General features: G+C 58.8%; 14 protein-coding genes. 6 read left to right on the top strand and 8 right to left on the bottom strand.

The features are described 5' to 3' along the window. Positions 1-5: 5 nt before the first annotated feature. Entirely contained in the window at positions 6-845 is an 840-nt protein-coding gene (locus ACVBEG_RS08315; protein ID WP_322179703.1) for an FAS1-like dehydratase domain-containing protein, read from the bottom strand. A 125-nt stretch (positions 846-970) separates the two neighbouring features. Here ACVBEG_RS08315 and ACVBEG_RS08310 point away from each other — a divergent pair, with 125 nt between their 5' ends. Next, positions 971-1,897, top strand: coding sequence for a LysR family transcriptional regulator (locus ACVBEG_RS08310; RefSeq protein WP_322179704.1), 927 nt, complete (start codon positions 971-973; stop codon positions 1,895-1,897). Here the strand turns inward: ACVBEG_RS08310 and ACVBEG_RS08305 are convergent. Together ACVBEG_RS08305 and ACVBEG_RS08300 are read right to left on the bottom strand one after the other, a co-directional pair. Beyond that, entirely contained in the window at positions 1,894-3,357 is a 1,464-nt protein-coding gene (locus tag ACVBEG_RS08305) for a sensor histidine kinase (RefSeq protein ID WP_322215680.1), read from the bottom strand. The genes ACVBEG_RS08310 and ACVBEG_RS08305 overlap by 4 nt on opposite strands. After that, on the bottom strand, positions 3,354-4,076 hold the full coding sequence (locus ACVBEG_RS08300; RefSeq protein WP_447107565.1) for a response regulator transcription factor: 723 nt from the start codon (positions 4,074-4,076) through the stop codon (positions 3,354-3,356). The genes ACVBEG_RS08305 and ACVBEG_RS08300 overlap by 4 nt, the downstream gene beginning before the upstream one ends. A gap of 170 nt (positions 4,077-4,246) precedes the next feature. Here ACVBEG_RS08300 and msrB point away from each other — a divergent pair, with 170 nt between their 5' ends. The 3 genes from msrB (at position 4,247) to msrA (ending at position 7,369) form a co-directional block, all read left to right on the top strand. Then, positions 4,247-4,762 (top strand): peptide-methionine (R)-S-oxide reductase MsrB, encoded by a 516-nt coding sequence (gene msrB / locus ACVBEG_RS08295; RefSeq protein ID WP_330200491.1) that lies wholly within the window; start codon positions 4,247-4,249, stop codon positions 4,760-4,762. Between the two features lie 41 nt (positions 4,763-4,803). Beyond that, positions 4,804-6,576, top strand: a complete 1,773-nt coding sequence (locus ACVBEG_RS08290; RefSeq protein WP_447107564.1) for a cytochrome c biogenesis protein DipZ — start codon at positions 4,804-4,806, stop codon at positions 6,574-6,576. Between the two features lie 61 nt (positions 6,577-6,637). Then, complete coding sequence (gene msrA, locus ACVBEG_RS08285; RefSeq protein WP_447107563.1) at positions 6,638-7,369, top strand: peptide-methionine (S)-S-oxide reductase MsrA; 732 nt, start codon at positions 6,638-6,640, stop codon at positions 7,367-7,369. Positions 7,370-7,407: 38 nt separating this feature from the next. Here msrA and ACVBEG_RS08280 read toward each other — a convergent pair whose 3' ends face one another. Further along, positions 7,408-7,797 (bottom strand): cupin domain-containing protein, encoded by a 390-nt coding sequence (locus ACVBEG_RS08280; protein WP_330200494.1) that lies wholly within the window; start codon positions 7,795-7,797, stop codon positions 7,408-7,410. Positions 7,798-7,894: 97 nt separating this feature from the next. Further along, positions 7,895-8,728 carry an AraC family transcriptional regulator gene (locus ACVBEG_RS08275; RefSeq protein ID WP_447107562.1) on the bottom strand — a complete coding sequence of 278 codons (834 nt, stop codon included), beginning with the start codon at positions 8,726-8,728 and terminating at the stop codon, positions 7,895-7,897. Positions 8,729-8,877: 149 nt separating this feature from the next. Between ACVBEG_RS08275 and ACVBEG_RS08270 the strand changes: the two genes are divergently transcribed. Continuing rightward, entirely contained in the window at positions 8,878-9,828 is a 951-nt protein-coding gene (locus tag ACVBEG_RS08270; RefSeq protein ID WP_447107561.1) for an alpha/beta hydrolase, read from the top strand. A 9-nt stretch (positions 9,829-9,837) separates the two neighbouring features. On the opposite strand, the gene ACVBEG_RS08265 is transcribed toward ACVBEG_RS08270, so the two are convergent. Both ACVBEG_RS08265 and ACVBEG_RS08260 read right to left on the bottom strand, forming a co-directional pair. After that, on the bottom strand, positions 9,838-10,788 hold the full coding sequence (locus tag ACVBEG_RS08265; protein ID WP_447107560.1) for a DUF979 domain-containing protein: 951 nt from the start codon (positions 10,786-10,788) through the stop codon (positions 9,838-9,840). Continuing rightward, the gene (locus ACVBEG_RS08260; protein ID WP_322179720.1) at positions 10,785-11,501 is read right to left on the bottom strand and encodes a DUF969 domain-containing protein; all 717 of its coding nucleotides are present in this window, start codon (positions 11,499-11,501) and stop codon (positions 10,785-10,787) included. Before ACVBEG_RS08260 ends, ACVBEG_RS08265 begins: the two co-directional genes overlap by 4 nt. A gap of 246 nt (positions 11,502-11,747) precedes the next feature. On the opposite strand from ACVBEG_RS08260, the gene ACVBEG_RS08255 reads away from it, so the two are divergent. Continuing rightward, on the top strand, positions 11,748-12,713 hold the full coding sequence (locus ACVBEG_RS08255) for a LysR family transcriptional regulator (protein ID WP_447107559.1): 966 nt from the start codon (positions 11,748-11,750) through the stop codon (positions 12,711-12,713). Positions 12,714-12,724: 11 nt separating this feature from the next. Here the strand turns inward: ACVBEG_RS08255 and ACVBEG_RS08250 are convergent, their stop codons facing one another. Then, on the bottom strand, positions 12,725-13,876 hold the full coding sequence (locus ACVBEG_RS08250; RefSeq protein ID WP_322215671.1) for an MFS transporter: 1,152 nt from the start codon (positions 13,874-13,876) through the stop codon (positions 12,725-12,727). Between the last annotated feature and the right edge of the window lie 25 nt (positions 13,877-13,901).

Genomic DNA, 13,901 nt, shown 5'->3' with positions numbered 1-13,901 from the left:
TGGATTTAGTCGAAATCGACTTCAGCGCTTTGGGCGATACCGGCGTCATTGCCGGCCCATAACTGCGCCTTGCCAGGTTCAAGCAAGCGGCCGCCCACGCTGAACGGTTGCGGGGCAATCAACGGGCGCACGCCGCGATAGGCGAAACGGCGCAGACGCGCCTCGGGGTTGGCCCGGCAGAAAGCACGCAAGCTCAAGGTGGCGATCATCGGACCGTGCACCACCAGGCCGGAATAGCCTTCGGTGCCAGTGACGTAGGGGTAGTCGTAATGAATACGGTGGCCGTTGAAGGTCACGGCGGAATAGCGGAACAGCAACGTCGAGGTCGGCACGACAGTCTCACTCCAGTCGCCCCCGGGGACGGCTTCGCCGCTGCTTTGCTTCGGCGGGTTGGGCTCGCGGTAAACGATGTCCTGTTCTTCGCGAATCGCCAATCGACCGTCCTGGGAATAATCGTGGCGCACGGTGACGAACAACAACGCGCCAGTACGGCCGTGCTTTTCTTCGATGTGGGTGATGGTCGACAGCCTATGGGCGTCGGCGCCGACCCGCAGCGGTTCGAAGAACTCGATACGACCGCCCGCCCACATGCGATTGCGGTTATCGGCCGGTGGCAGAAAGCCGCCACGTGCTGGATGACCGTCAGTGCCCAGCAGGGACTCTGCCAGCGGATCCTGAAAGAAGCACCACGCCCACAGTGGAGGTAGAGCATCGCCATCGGCGGGAATATCTTCACCGAAGGTGGCAGCAATACGTTTGATCAAATTGCGACTCAGGTGATCCTGGGCTTCTTCGGTGCGACCGATCCACGCAGTGAAATCGGTGCTGCTAGCTGAAACGCTCATGCGGGTTACCCCTGGGCAGTTGTTGTTATGCCGGGATAATGCAAGGCGCTGGGCATTCTGAGAATTTGCATTTTCGTAAGCCAGCGTTCATAAATGCTGAACGCTAATAAAAATGGGAGACGATGATGCACTTCGATCTGGCTGACCTGCGCCTGTTCATCCACATTGGCGAATCGCCGAGCCTGACCCAGGGTGCGCGGCGGGCGTTTCTGTCACCGGCGGCGGCCAGCGCCCGGATCAAGGCGCTGGAAAGCCAATTCGATACTCGCCTGCTGTACCGTGACAGCCGTGGTGTAGAGCTGACACCCGCCGGTCACCGCCTGCTCAAGCATGCGCGACTGGTGATGCGTCAGGTGGATTACCTGAAATCCGAGTTCACCCGCTACGGCACCGATTCCGCCGGGCACATCCGCATCTTCGCCAACACCACAGCAGTGACCGAGTTTCTGCCGGAAGTGCTGGCAGGTTTTCTGGCGAAAAGACCGGGGGTAACCGTCGACCTGCAGGAGCGCCTGTCACGGGACATCGTGCGCGGCGTGCTTGATGGCACCACCGACATGGGCATCATTGCCGGTCCGGTGGAAGCCGCTGGCTTACAGGTGATGCACTTCAGCACCGACCGTCTGGTGCTGGCCGTCCCCGTAGGGCATGCGCTGGCCAGCCCGAAACCGGTCACCCTTAAACAGACCCTGGCCTTCCAGCATATAGGCCTGCACGAAGGCAGCACGCTCCTGAGTTTCCTGCGTGATCATGTCGAGCGACTGGGGCAAAACCTGTCGCTGCGGATTCAGGTGTCCAGCTTCGAGGCCATCTGCCGCATGGTCGAAGCTGGCGTGGGCATTGGCATTATTCCCGAGTCCGCCGCTGCCCGGCACAGCCGCACCATGCAACTGGCGATTGTCGAACTCGACGAACCCTGGGCGATTCGCGAACGCAGTATTCTGGTCCGCGAACTGGACGCCTTGCCAGGCACGGTGCGCGCGCTGATCGCAACCTTGATGCCGGATGCGCCCGAAGTGACAACCGACGACGCGGTACCGGCGCTCGGCTAAGCCCCCGCCGCCGTGAGTTCGAAACAAAAAATCGCGCCTTTTCCGGGCGCCGACAGCAGACGAATCTGAGCGTCGTGCAATTGCAAAATGCGCCGCACGATCAGCAGGCCGAGCCCTCCCGAGCGCCGGTCGCCCGCCTGACTGAAAGGCCGGCGGAACAGGTTTTCCAGCAGTCGCGCAGGAATACCCGGCCCGGTATCGCTGACCGTGACAATTACTTTGCCCGCCTCATGCTTGAGCGCCACCTCAATGGTCCCGCCCGACGGGGTATGCCGGATCGCGTTGTCGATCAGGTTAGTCAGTACCCGCTCGATCATGCCCAGGTCGGCCGACACCATGGACGACGAGCGCGGTAATACCGCCACCAGCCGCGACTGTCTGGCTTCGGCCATCAATTCGAACTTCTGAAAGACGTCCTGAATCAAGTCGGAGAGCGAAAAATCTTCGACCACCAGTTGCACAGCGCCATGCTCCAGCCGGGCCAGCTCGAACAACGCCTGCGCCAGTTGACGTACGTTATCGCTCTGACTCAGGGCCGCAGCGAGATAGCGCTGCCGCTCGGCCTCGCTCAGCGTTGCGCCCTTGAACGAGAGGGTTTCCAGATAGCCATGCAACGACGCCAGCGGCGTGCGCAAGTCATGGGAAATATTCGCCACCAGTTCGCGTCGGTCTTGATCCAGCTGCGTCAGGGTGCGCCATTGCTCGGCAATCCGAGCAGCCATCTGGCTAAAACTGGCCTCAAGCACGGCTATTTCATCGCGTCGACTGGCGCCATCTTCTGCGGTTACCGGCAACGCGACCGGTTCCGCCTGGGTATCGAAGTGGCGCATAGTGTCGGTCAGTCGGCGCAGTGGCCGGGTAATCATCCGAAATGCCATCAGCCCCGCCACAAGCCCCAGCAGTGCAACCAGCGCCATCGACCATAACGTCGTGCGCAACACCGAACTGGCAGCCACCTGAGCAGAAATGAGGTCATGCGCCTCGCCCATCAATACCACGTAGAGGTAGCCCAAATCCTGGCTCCCATCGTGCAGCGCGGCGACGCTGAAAACCTTTTGGCCGTCGACACTGCGCGGATCATCGCCGAGGATTGGCAGTGGCTGCCCGTCTAGCAAGCGGTGCAGAGGATTGAGGTCGACGCGGTCGCGCTTCAGGTGCCCGGCTGGCGCATCGTCACCCGTGATACGGCCCGCGCTGTCCAGCAAATAGACTTCGACGCTGGGATTGACGTTCATTAGCTTGCTGAACAGCCTGCGGATGTCCTCAACCTTGAGAGTACCGGGACCAATCATGTTGTTGTCGCGGGCGATACTGTCAGCCAAGCCACGCGACAAGCCTTGCACCACTTCCTTTTCATGCAGGTCGTTGGCCCGGATCTGCAACCACGCCGACGCCCCACAACAGGCCAACAGCAAGATCGCGAACGCCACGGACAGGCGTTGTAATAGCGTCAGGTTCATTCAGGAGGCCTCACGCGGTCCGGCGAAAAGCGATAACCCAGGCCCCAAACGGTCAGGATGCGGCTGGGTTCCGCCGGATCAACCTCGACTTTTGCGCGCAGACGATTGATGTGGGTGTTGACGGTATGTTCATAGCCATCGTGCTTGTAGCCCCACACCTGATTGAGTAAGTCCATGCGTGAAAATACCTTTCCAGGATTTTTCACAAAGAAATACAACAGGTCGAATTCACGCGGCGTGAGTTCGAGGTATTTACCATCGACCTCGGCCTGACGCGTCACGGGATCGAGCGACAGCCCGTTGAGCTCAATCTTGCCAGCGACGGTTCTCATGTTTTTTTCCAGGGCGTCCACCCTGCGCAACAGCGCCTTGACCCTTGCCGCCAGTTCCAGCATCGAAAAGGGTTTGGCCAGATAATCGTCAGCGCCCAGTTCAAGCCCAAGCACCCGATGCATCTCGCTGGAGCGGGCACTGGTGATAATGATTGGCGTATAGCGAGCCATGGCACGGGCTTGCCGGCAGATTTCCAGACCGTCCACGCCCGGCAGCATCAAATCCAGGATCAGGGCATCCCAGCCGCCCTGTTCAAGCTGCGCCAGCCCGGCATTGCCATCGGCGCAATGCGTCACTGCGTAGCCCTCGTCCTGCAAATACAGGCGCAACAAGCCTGCGAGTTGCAGATCATCTTCGACAATCAATACACGTTTGGGCGTATCCATTATCAGCCTTCTGGAATGGGTGACGCCGACGCGCGGGGGACGCGACGGGAAAGCCATTGTGCAAGATTCCATCGAATCCATTTATCACAATTAATTTAACTTTGCGTGAGGACTTGGTGACTGCCCGCGAAAAACAATGACACAACGCCCACTCCTTCCAAGTGAACCTTATGCAATCCAGACGATGGTTTCTTTTTTGCGGCACGGCTGGCGTCGCCTTGGCGGCGACAGGACTCCTCGACTGGCGCGCCCTGGCCGCGACGTCGGGCGGAACGGCCAATACCGGTGAAGTCTTCGAGGTGTCGCACACCGAGGCCGAGTGGCGCGCGCTATTGACGGCGGATCAATTCGAGGTACTGCGCCACAGTGCAACCGAACGGCCGGGCAGCAGCCCGCTCAACAACGAACACCGGACCGGACGCTTTTCCTGTGCCGGATGCCAGCTTGAGTTGTTTTCCTCCAGCACCAAATTCGACAGTCATACCGGCTGGCCAAGCTTTTATGCCCCGCTCGAACATGCCGTCGCAGAAACACGCGACATGGCGCTTGGCATGGTCCGCACCGAAGTGCACTGCCGTCGTTGCGGCGGCCATCTTGGCCATGTGTTCGATGATGGCCCCGAACCGACCGGGCTGCGCTACTGCATGAACGGCGTGGCCATGACATTCAAGCCAGGTTCGGCATGAGCCATGACTCAGCCCACAGCGACTAAACAGGATTCAGCCCAATGCTATTAATCATCTTGTCGTATCTAGGGGGCGTGCTGACCATTCTCAGCCCCTGCATTCTGCCGGTGCTGCCCTTCGTCCTCGCCCGCTCAGGCGAGCCGTTCCGGCGCAGTGGCCTACCACTATTGTGCGGCATGGCGTTGACGTTCGCGGCGGTCGCGACCCTGGCAGCCGTCGGCGGTGGATGGGTGGTGCAGGCCAACCAATATGGTCGCTGGCTGGCCGTCGCGCTGATGGCATTCTTCAGCTTGACCCTGTTGATGCCCCATTTGGCCGAGCGTTTGACACGCCCGCTGGTCTCGGCAGGAGACCGTCTTTCCCAATCGGCACAAACAGCGGGCGGCCCACCCAGCATCAAGTCATCGTTTTTGCTCGGGGTTGCCACCGGTCTGTTATGGGCACCTTGTGCCGGTCCCATCCTCGGCCTAGTACTCACCGGCGCGGCGCTGCATGGCGCCAGCGTTGGCACAACCCTGTTGCTGCTGGCCTATGCTGCCGGGGCTGCGACCTCCCTCGCCTTTGCCTTGCTGATTGGCGGCAAACTGTTTACAGCCATGAAACGCTCATTGGGTGCAGGCGAATGGCTGCGTCGAGGCCTGGGTATCGCCATGCTAATCGGCGTCGTCGCTATCGCTACGGGGCTGGACACAGGGCTGCTGAGCAACGTATCCAGCGTGGCGACAGCCGGACTCGAGCAAAAGCTGCTCAATACCCTGTCGCCGGTTGCACCGAGTGACAGCAGTCCGAGCGGCGCCACGATGAACGTGAGTCTTAAGGACGTCGCCGACTCAGCCCTGAAACTGCCAGTAGAAGGCTCGTTGCCCGACCTCTCCGGCGCAGTTACATGGCTGAACTCTGCCCCGCTCACCGCCGCAGAGCTGAAGGGCAAAGTCGTGGTCATCGACTTCTGGACGTATTCCTGCATCAACTGCCTGCGCAGCCTGCCTTACGTTAACGCATGGGCAAAGAAATACCATGATCAGGGTTTGGTGGTGATCGGCGTGCACGCGCCCGAGTTTGCCTTTGAACGAGACGTCGACAACGTGCGCAAGGCGGTGCGTGATCTGGGCATACATTACCCGGTTGCCCTCGACAACGACTACGCGATCTGGCGTGATTTCAACAATCAGTATTGGCCCGCGCATTACTTTATCGACGCTCAAGGAAACATTCGTTACCACCATTTTGGCGAGGGTGATTACGCGCAGTCAGAGCACGTTATCCAACAATTACTGGCAGAAGCAGGTCATAAAAATGTTGCCAGTGACAGGGTCACCGCGGCCGATGCTCAAGGCGTCCAGATGGCCGCAGATGATGCGGAGGTAAGCTCTCCTGAAACCTACCTGGGTTACGCGCGGGCGCAGAACTTCACATCCGGGGGCGATGAGGTAGCCGACAAGGCGCAGACCTATGCCGCTCCGGCGCAACTGAATCTGAACCAATGGGGCCTGGCGGGTAAATGGACCGCCGAGCCCGGGCAGGTCAGGCTCGAACATGCCCCCGGCCGTATCATCTATCGTTTTCATGCGCGGGACCTGCATCTGGTTCTCGGGCCTGGGCCCGACGGCAAACCTGTGCGCTTTCGGGTCAGCATCGACGGCGCAGCACCCGGTGAGGATCACGGCACTGACAGTGCGCCCAATGGTGACGGCACGGTGACCGAACAGCGCCTTTATCAACTGATACGCCAGACCGGCCCCATTATCGATCACACCTTTGCCATTGAGTTCATGGACCCCGGCGTGCAGGCCTACGCATTTACATTCGGTTGATCACGGGGTTCTGCCTTCACAGCGTGCGATTTTCTCGATGATGAACGTGAGGATGAAAGAAATGAGTACTTCTACAGTGGGCGAAAAGAGATCGACTTCGTGGTTGCCGTTGAAGCTGGCTGGCATCAGCTTGATCACGGCGCTATTGGGCCTGTCGCAATCCGCGTGTTCGGCCGAAAAAGCCGTTGCCATCGCCCCACCCGCTCTGGATGAGCCTGTCGGCACCGCCCACCACGAAGTAGCCGTAATCGCTGGCGGATGTTTTTGGGGTGTTCAAGGCGTATTCCAGCACGTACGCGGCGTCGAGAACGCAGTGTCCGGCTACGCGGGCGGCGCCGCCAACACGGCAGAGTATGGTCAGGTCAGTTCCGGCAACACAGGACATGCGGAGTCGGTACAGATCACCTACGACCCGACAACAATCACTTATGGACGCTTGCTGCAGGTATTTTTCTCGGTGGCCCACAACCCTACCGAATTGAACAGACAAGGCCCTGATAGCGGCACCCAATACCGGTCAGCGATTTTCCCGCAGAACCCGCTGCAGGAAAAAATCGCCAAGGCCTACATCATCCAGCTTGATGCATCCAAAGCGTTCAACGCACCGATCGTCACCCGAATTGAAACCAACAAAAGCTTCTACCCGGCCGAGGAATACCATCAGAACTACCTGACCCTGCACCCGAGCAGTCCCTACATCGCCATCAATGACCTGCCGAAAGTAGAGAATCTCAAGCAGATGGAGCCGACCCTCTACAGGGCCGATCCAGTACTCGTTGGCATAGCAAAGTAAACGTGTAGCTCGTGAAACTGAGGGCTGGCGACCTGACGCTAGATCCACACATCATTCTGCGCCGTCCTGTCGCCACCCTCGGCCCCGGTATTGAGCACGCCGGTTGGCTCGATCAACATCAGTTTCACTTCATGTTCGGCGTAGGGTTTGTGCTCGACACCCTTGCGTACGACATATAGCTCGCCTGCCGACAGCCGCACCGCTCCATCGCGGAAATCGATACGCAACTGGCCTTCGAGGACGATGAACGTCTCATCGGTATCGGCGTGAGAATGCCAGACAAAATCACCCTGGATTTTCACCACCTTGAATTGGTAATCGTTCATCTGCGCAACGACTTTGGGTGTCCAGTGTTCACTGAACAGGCTGAGTTTTTCAGCAAGATTGATGGCTTTATACGGGGTTTGGCTAGAGGATTCCGTGTGCATGGCGACGCTTCCCATGGTCAATGAACCCTAAGCTTAAGAGCGTCAGGTTGGCCTCGTCTTGTATGATCGTGCAGTGTTGAGCGTAGTGCGCTGCCCGCTATCGAGCGCCGAGCATCTTCAACCAGCGCCCCGGCGAAATGCCGTAGGTCCTGACAAAATGCCGAGTCATATGGCTTTGATCAGAGAACCCGGCTAGCGCTGCTGCATCAGTCAGCGAATAGCCCTGAGTCATCATGCGCCGAACCTGATCGAGACGGCGCAGGGTCAGGTAACGGTAGGGACTGGTGCCGAACAGTGCACGAAAATCTCGTGACAGGCGCCAGCGATCCCGGCCGCTAACAGCCTCCAATTCACTGAGGGTGACGGTGTGCTGCCATGAAGCCAGAAGAAATTCACGCGCCTTTTGCGCGGCCGGGTAATCCACGATTTGCCTGACCGCGTGCACGCCCGACGCGACCTGCAGCGCCGTGGCCAGGTCGAACAAGGCATCGTCCATTTCCAGCGGATCAATCGCGCAGTCCATGTCCTGAAGCAAAACCTGAGTCGCCGCAAAAAGACCCGGATCGCCGCTGATCCCGTCCTTGATAAACGGCAACGGTTTGCCTCCCAGCACCTGCTGCAAGTGTGCCGGTTCAACATAAAACATGCGGTAGTGGAAACCGTCCTCGGTACCGGCGTGCCCGTCATGGGGTTCATCGGGATGCAACACCATCGTCCGGCCAGGCAAGCTGTGCTGCAACTTTTTGCCATAATTGAAGCTTTGCACACCGGACAAGGTCCGGCCGATAGCGTAGGTATCGTGCCGATGCATCTCATAACCATGGCCGTGAAAAAATGCTTCAATCCGCTCCAGCTTTAGCGATTGTGTGGCGCGCAGCACCCAGTCTTTTCCAGGCGCGGTGGATGAATCGCCGATTGTGTGTTTACCCATGGTGAAGACTCGGATAGAAGGCACGAATGGCACTACTGATAACACGTTTCTCGATTTACGTTGAAAAGAGCTGTACGCCAACCCGAAATAGGTTAAGCCTGCCCACTGGCCAACCTGTCGACTGACGACCCACAACGCAAAGAGATGCCATGCCGACACTACTTTTTTCGCGCTTCAAAGCCCACTGGTTGAGGCTGCTATGCATGACATTGGTGATCCTCGGCATGCCGTTAAGTTGCTCGGTGCTAAAGCACGAAGAGCGCTCGCTGCTGTTCCAGATCGAGCCAGGCACCGCCAGTTGGTATCACGGTTTGCCAGCCGACGTTGAAGAACTGGAACTCAAGGCGCCCGGTTTTGGCGACTCGCAAAACATTCATGCCTGGTGGTGGCCCGCGGCTAAAGCCGGCGCGCCCGCCGTGCTGTATCTGCACGGAACACGGTGGAACCTGACGGGCCAGTTTTTCCGCATCGAACAACTGCATGCCATGGGTTTTTCTGTGCTGGCTATCGATTACCGCGGCTTCGGTCAAAGCCTGGGGCCACTGCCGTCGGAAGTCTCGGTGTACGAAGATGCACGTATCGCCTGGGCGCGCCTGAAAGTCTTGCAACCCGACGCCACAAAACGGCTTTTATACGGCCATTCACTGGGCGGTGCCGTGGCGATTGATCTGGCCGCTGAACTCGGTCGCGATGCTGAAAGCGACGGCGGTAAAAAGCAAGCGCGGGGGCTGATCATCGAATCCACTTTCACCACCCTCGCTGACGTGGCGACGGCTGTCGCCAACACGTCGTTGCCGGTGCGCTGGTTGTTGTCGCAAAAGTTCGATTCCATCGACAAAATCGCTGAAATCCACATGCCGGTACTGATCGTGCACGGCATGGATGACCCTTATGTGCCATCGCGCTTTAGTGAAGAGTTGTATCAGGCCGCGCAAGAACCCAAACGCTTGTTGCTGGTCCCTGGGGGCACGCACAACAACAGCATGAGCCTGGGCCGTGATGCCTACAGCCAGGCGATTCAAACGCTATTGAAGTCCGGTAACGCCGCGACCCCGCTAGAGAAACCCGTTGCATTCAAACAGAGCACCGCTGCCGGGTAATTGAAAACATCACATCAATACATACAACAGTACGATATTGACCACCAGCATCGCCAGCGCTGTGGGGATCTGCGCCTTGATGACCGCATACTTGTCCGGTAACTCCAGCAACGCCGCAGGGACGATGTTGTAGTTGGCCGCCATCGGTGTCATGAGCGTTCCGCAGTAGCCGGAGAACATGCCAATGGCAGCCATCACCGCTGGATTGGCGCCGTACATGCCAACCAACACCGGCACGCCAATACCACCCGTCATCACTGGAAAGGCGGCGAAACCGTTGCCCATGACCACAGTGAACAGGGCCATGCCCAGCACGTAGACCATCACCGCTACCAGACGGAAGTCGAGGTTGATGTAGGCCGTGGCCAAGTGCGCCACCGCCTTGCCAACGCCAGCGTCATTGAATAACAACCCGAGCATGGCAAGCATTTGTGGCAGTACCAGAGCCCAACCCAGCGCTTCTGTCAGACGGCGTGACTCACGCATCGCCTGCACTGGGGTGTCGCGGGTCAGCCAGCACGCCAACGCCAGCGCGATCAAGCAACCGATGCCCAGCGAGACAAAAGTGCTGTTGGCCGGATCAAGCAAAGCCACGTCGCCGAATTTGACGTTTTTCAGAAACACCGCGCCGATCACAGTCACCAGCGGAATCGCCAGCGCCGGGATGAACAATTTGTTGCCCAAACGCCCGGCGCTTGCCCGACGAGCCTTGTCGGGCAGGTCATGATGTTTGCCCATACCAACCCCGCCGCACCCGGCGATGGCAGCCATCGCCAGCACGCCGACGCCAACCAGCGCGGGCGGCAGTTGCTCGCCCACCAAAAACGCGATGCTGAACAGGCCCCAAAATAAACCCGTGCTCCAACGCTTCGGATTACTTTTATCGGTGAGCGTCATGACCGTGGTGATCGCCAGAATCACTCCGGCCAGCCAGTACAGGTATTGAATGGAAATGATCATTGTGCGACCTCCTTCATCACCAGATTGGCGTGCAGCTCACGACCTAACCGGCGATCAAAGCGATGCAGCCGTATGGCATGAATCACGAACGCACAAAATGCCGTTGGCATCCCCCAAAACGCGATGTGCATCGGATCGACATCGATCCCTGACCCCAGCAAAAAGGTGTGCATCAAGGCAATAGCGCCAAAGGCGACGAATATGTCTTCGCCGAAAAACAGCCCGACGTTGTCCGTTGCCGCGCATAGCGCCAACAATCGAAAGCGCACTGCCTCCGGCAACTTACCGAAACGCGCCTCGGCAGCGCCTTCAGCCATGGGCGCCAATAGCGGGCGGACCATCTGCGGATGCCCACCCAGGCTGGTCAGACCTACCGCAGCGGTGGTTTCACGGACAAACAGGTAAGCGATCAGCAGACGTCCGACCGTGGCACTCTGGAAGCGCGCAATCCAGTTTTGCGCGTGCAGACGCAGGCCATGGCGCTCAAGCAAGCCGATGACCGCCAGCGGCAACAGGATGATCAGCGGCAAGGTACGGGTTTTAATAAACCCGTTGCCTATAGTTGCGAGAATAGTGTCCAGCGGCATGCTCGCGGCAAAGCCGGTAGCCACGGCCGCAAGAGCGACCACCAGCATCGGATTGAAGCGAAGCACAAAGCCAATGACGATGACCAGCACCCCTAGGAGCGGCCAGAGATTGATAGCGGTTTGCATAATAAGGATCTCGTTCCGTTGTGTTGTTATTCATGGAGTCCTATTTCATTCTTCAGCAATCTTTCGGTACGCCGAGAACGGCGTCCAACGAGAAAAAACCGCTATGCCTCATAAGAATTTCTGTAGAGGTTGTGGCATACAACCTGCAATTTCCAAAAGCATGCGCGCTATGGCTACAGGGCACCGTTCACCTTATTTGTGCGGCATGCGAAACCGCGACACCTTAAACAGCAAGGAATCAACTCAGTGAATCTCAAATTTCTGGAAACCTTCGTCTGGGTCGCCCGCCTGAAAAGCTTCAGGCTCACGGCAGAGAAACTGTTCAGCACCCAGGCGTCTATTTCCAGCCGCATCGCCGCGCTGGAGGATGAAATGGGTGTGCGCCTGTTCGTTCGTGACTCCAAGGGGGTTTCGCTGACCACCGAAGGTTTGCGCGTGCTGGAGTACGCAGAACACATCATGGACACGATGCAGAGCATGAAAGACGCGATCAAGGACCCGCGACAGGTACGCGGCCGGATTCGTATCGGGGCGATGGATACGGTGATACACACCTGGCTCAGCCCTTTGGTAACACGCCTGATGAAGTGTTACCCGGCGCTGGAGATCGAACTGACCGCAGACACTGCCAGTAACCTGTGCGTGCAACTGGAAAAGGGTTATCAGGACATTATTTTCCAGACCGACGTGCTGCGTTTCGACTCGGTGCGCAACACGGTACTGGCCCGCTACCCGATGCATTGGGTGGTGCCGACCGGCTCGGCCTATGACCGGCCTTACGCCTCGCTCGAAGAGCTGTCGCTGGAGCGTATCGTGACCTTTTCGCGGAACTCTCGCCCGCACCAGGACATCCTGAACATGCTGCACACGGCCAACATCGTGACGCAGCGCATCAATTGCGTGAACTCGGCCTCCGCCATCACCCGCCTGGTGCGCGACGGCTTCGGCATCGGTGCATTGCCGGCAGCGCTGGTACGCGGAGAACTGACGCAGGGCGTCCTGACCCTGATCCATGACGTACCCTTGCCGCCGGCCATGGACATCGTCGCCAGTTGGCGTACCGGCGCAGGCATGGAGCTGGTTGAAGACATCGTCAGCCTGACCCAGGAAGTCGTTGGCGAATTCGCAGCGCAGATGCCCTCGGAAGCTCCGCACTATGTATTGATCTGTGATCTGCTGGCGTCTTCGTTGCCAACGACACCAAGGCCCTGAACCTTAGGGGTTCATACTTTCAAGATACGTCCACTCAGCGAAACACCCAACAGCAACACGGCGACAATCAGAAAGGCCAGACTCAGGCTGCTGGCGTGGGCGATGAAGCCAATGAGCGCTGGACCGGCAAGGATCCCGGCATACCCCAAGGTGGTGATCGCCGGGACGGCCACGTTTTCTGGCATGACCTTTTGTCGGCCGACGGCACTGTAGAGCACTGGAATAATGTTGGAACAACCGGCACCGACCAGCGCGTAACCGAGCAGCGCTGCTTCCCAAGTGGGGATCAGTGTGGACAGTGCCAACCCCAGCGCTGCGCACAGGCCACCCAGAATAATGACGCGATTGGCCCCGACTCGACGAACGATGGCATCACCAAAAAAACGGCCGAGGGTCATGGTCAGCGCGAACACCGCATAGCCCAGCCCGGCATAAGACGGATCGACATTGCGCAAGGAACTGAGGAACACCGCACTCCAATCGAGCATCGCGCCTTCGGTGAGAAATACGGTAAAGCACAACAAACCGATAAACAGCACCACGCCGTGGGGCACGGCAAACGCCGGGCCATCGCTTTCACTGCCATAGGTAAGGAAATGCGGAGAGGCCCTGAACAAGGCGATGACCATAAAGGCAACCACCACCCACATCGCGATCAACGGCGAAGCGCCCGCACTGAGCAAGCCGCTGACCCCACCAGCACCGATGATCCCTCCCAGACTGAACAAGCCATGAAAGCCCGACATCATGGTCTTGCCGCTGGCCCGCTCGACGATGATCGCCTGAATGTTCACCGTGCAGTCCAGCGCGCCCATGCTGGCGCCAAACACGAACAGCGTCGCCACCAGCAACGACAGGCTGGAGACCGACGCCAGCAAGGGCAGACACAGACAGATCAATACGCTGGAGACGATCAAGACACTGCGACAACCGAACCGCGCCGCTAGCGCCCCTGCCAGCGGCATGGCGATGATCGAGCCGACACCCAAACACAGGAGCAACAACCCAAGAGTCCCGTCATTCAGCCCGACACGCGCCTTGGCATAGGGCACCAACGGCGCCCACGCTGCGATGCCGAACCCGGCGATAAAAAAACCGATACGCGTGGAAAACTGTTCCATTCGGCCCGGGATAACCGGTGCCGCGGTGCTGATGGCCGTCATGGGGCGTCCTTCGATAACCCCGGGC

Source organism: Pseudomonas sp. GG8, from assembly GCF_052976945.1.
The sequence above is the reverse complement of the archived record's forward strand: the minus strand, read 5'-3'. Positions and strand labels throughout refer to the sequence as shown.

Bases quoted from the DNA above. Each gene is read 5' to 3' on its own strand.
- ACVBEG_RS08315 (WP_322179703.1), bottom strand. From the start codon at position 845: ATGAGCGTTTCAGCTAGCAGCACCGATTTCACTGCGTGGATCGGTCGC.
- ACVBEG_RS08310 (WP_322179704.1), top strand. From the start codon at position 971: ATGCACTTCGATCTGGCTGACCTGCGCCTGTTCATCCACATTGGCGAA.
- ACVBEG_RS08305 (WP_322215680.1), bottom strand. From the start codon at position 3,357: ATGAACCTGACGCTATTACAACGCCTGTCCGTGGCGTTCGCGATCTTG.
- ACVBEG_RS08300 (WP_447107565.1), bottom strand. From the start codon at position 4,076: ATGGATACGCCCAAACGTGTATTGATTGTCGAAGATGATCTGCAACTC.
- msrB (WP_330200491.1), top strand. From the start codon at position 4,247: ATGCAATCCAGACGATGGTTTCTTTTTTGCGGCACGGCTGGCGTCGCC.
- ACVBEG_RS08290 (WP_447107564.1), top strand. From the start codon at position 4,804: ATGCTATTAATCATCTTGTCGTATCTAGGGGGCGTGCTGACCATTCTC.
- msrA (WP_447107563.1), top strand. From the start codon at position 6,638: ATGAGTACTTCTACAGTGGGCGAAAAGAGATCGACTTCGTGGTTGCCG.
- ACVBEG_RS08280 (WP_330200494.1), bottom strand. From the start codon at position 7,797: ATGCACACGGAATCCTCTAGCCAAACCCCGTATAAAGCCATCAATCTT.
- ACVBEG_RS08275 (WP_447107562.1), bottom strand. From the start codon at position 8,728: ATGGGTAAACACACAATCGGCGATTCATCCACCGCGCCTGGAAAAGAC.
- ACVBEG_RS08270 (WP_447107561.1), top strand. From the start codon at position 8,878: ATGCCGACACTACTTTTTTCGCGCTTCAAAGCCCACTGGTTGAGGCTG.
- ACVBEG_RS08265 (WP_447107560.1), bottom strand. From the start codon at position 10,788: ATGATCATTTCCATTCAATACCTGTACTGGCTGGCCGGAGTGATTCTG.
- ACVBEG_RS08260 (WP_322179720.1), bottom strand. From the start codon at position 11,501: ATGCAAACCGCTATCAATCTCTGGCCGCTCCTAGGGGTGCTGGTCATC.
- ACVBEG_RS08250 (WP_322215671.1), bottom strand. From the start codon at position 13,876: ATGACGGCCATCAGCACCGCGGCACCGGTTATCCCGGGCCGAATGGAA.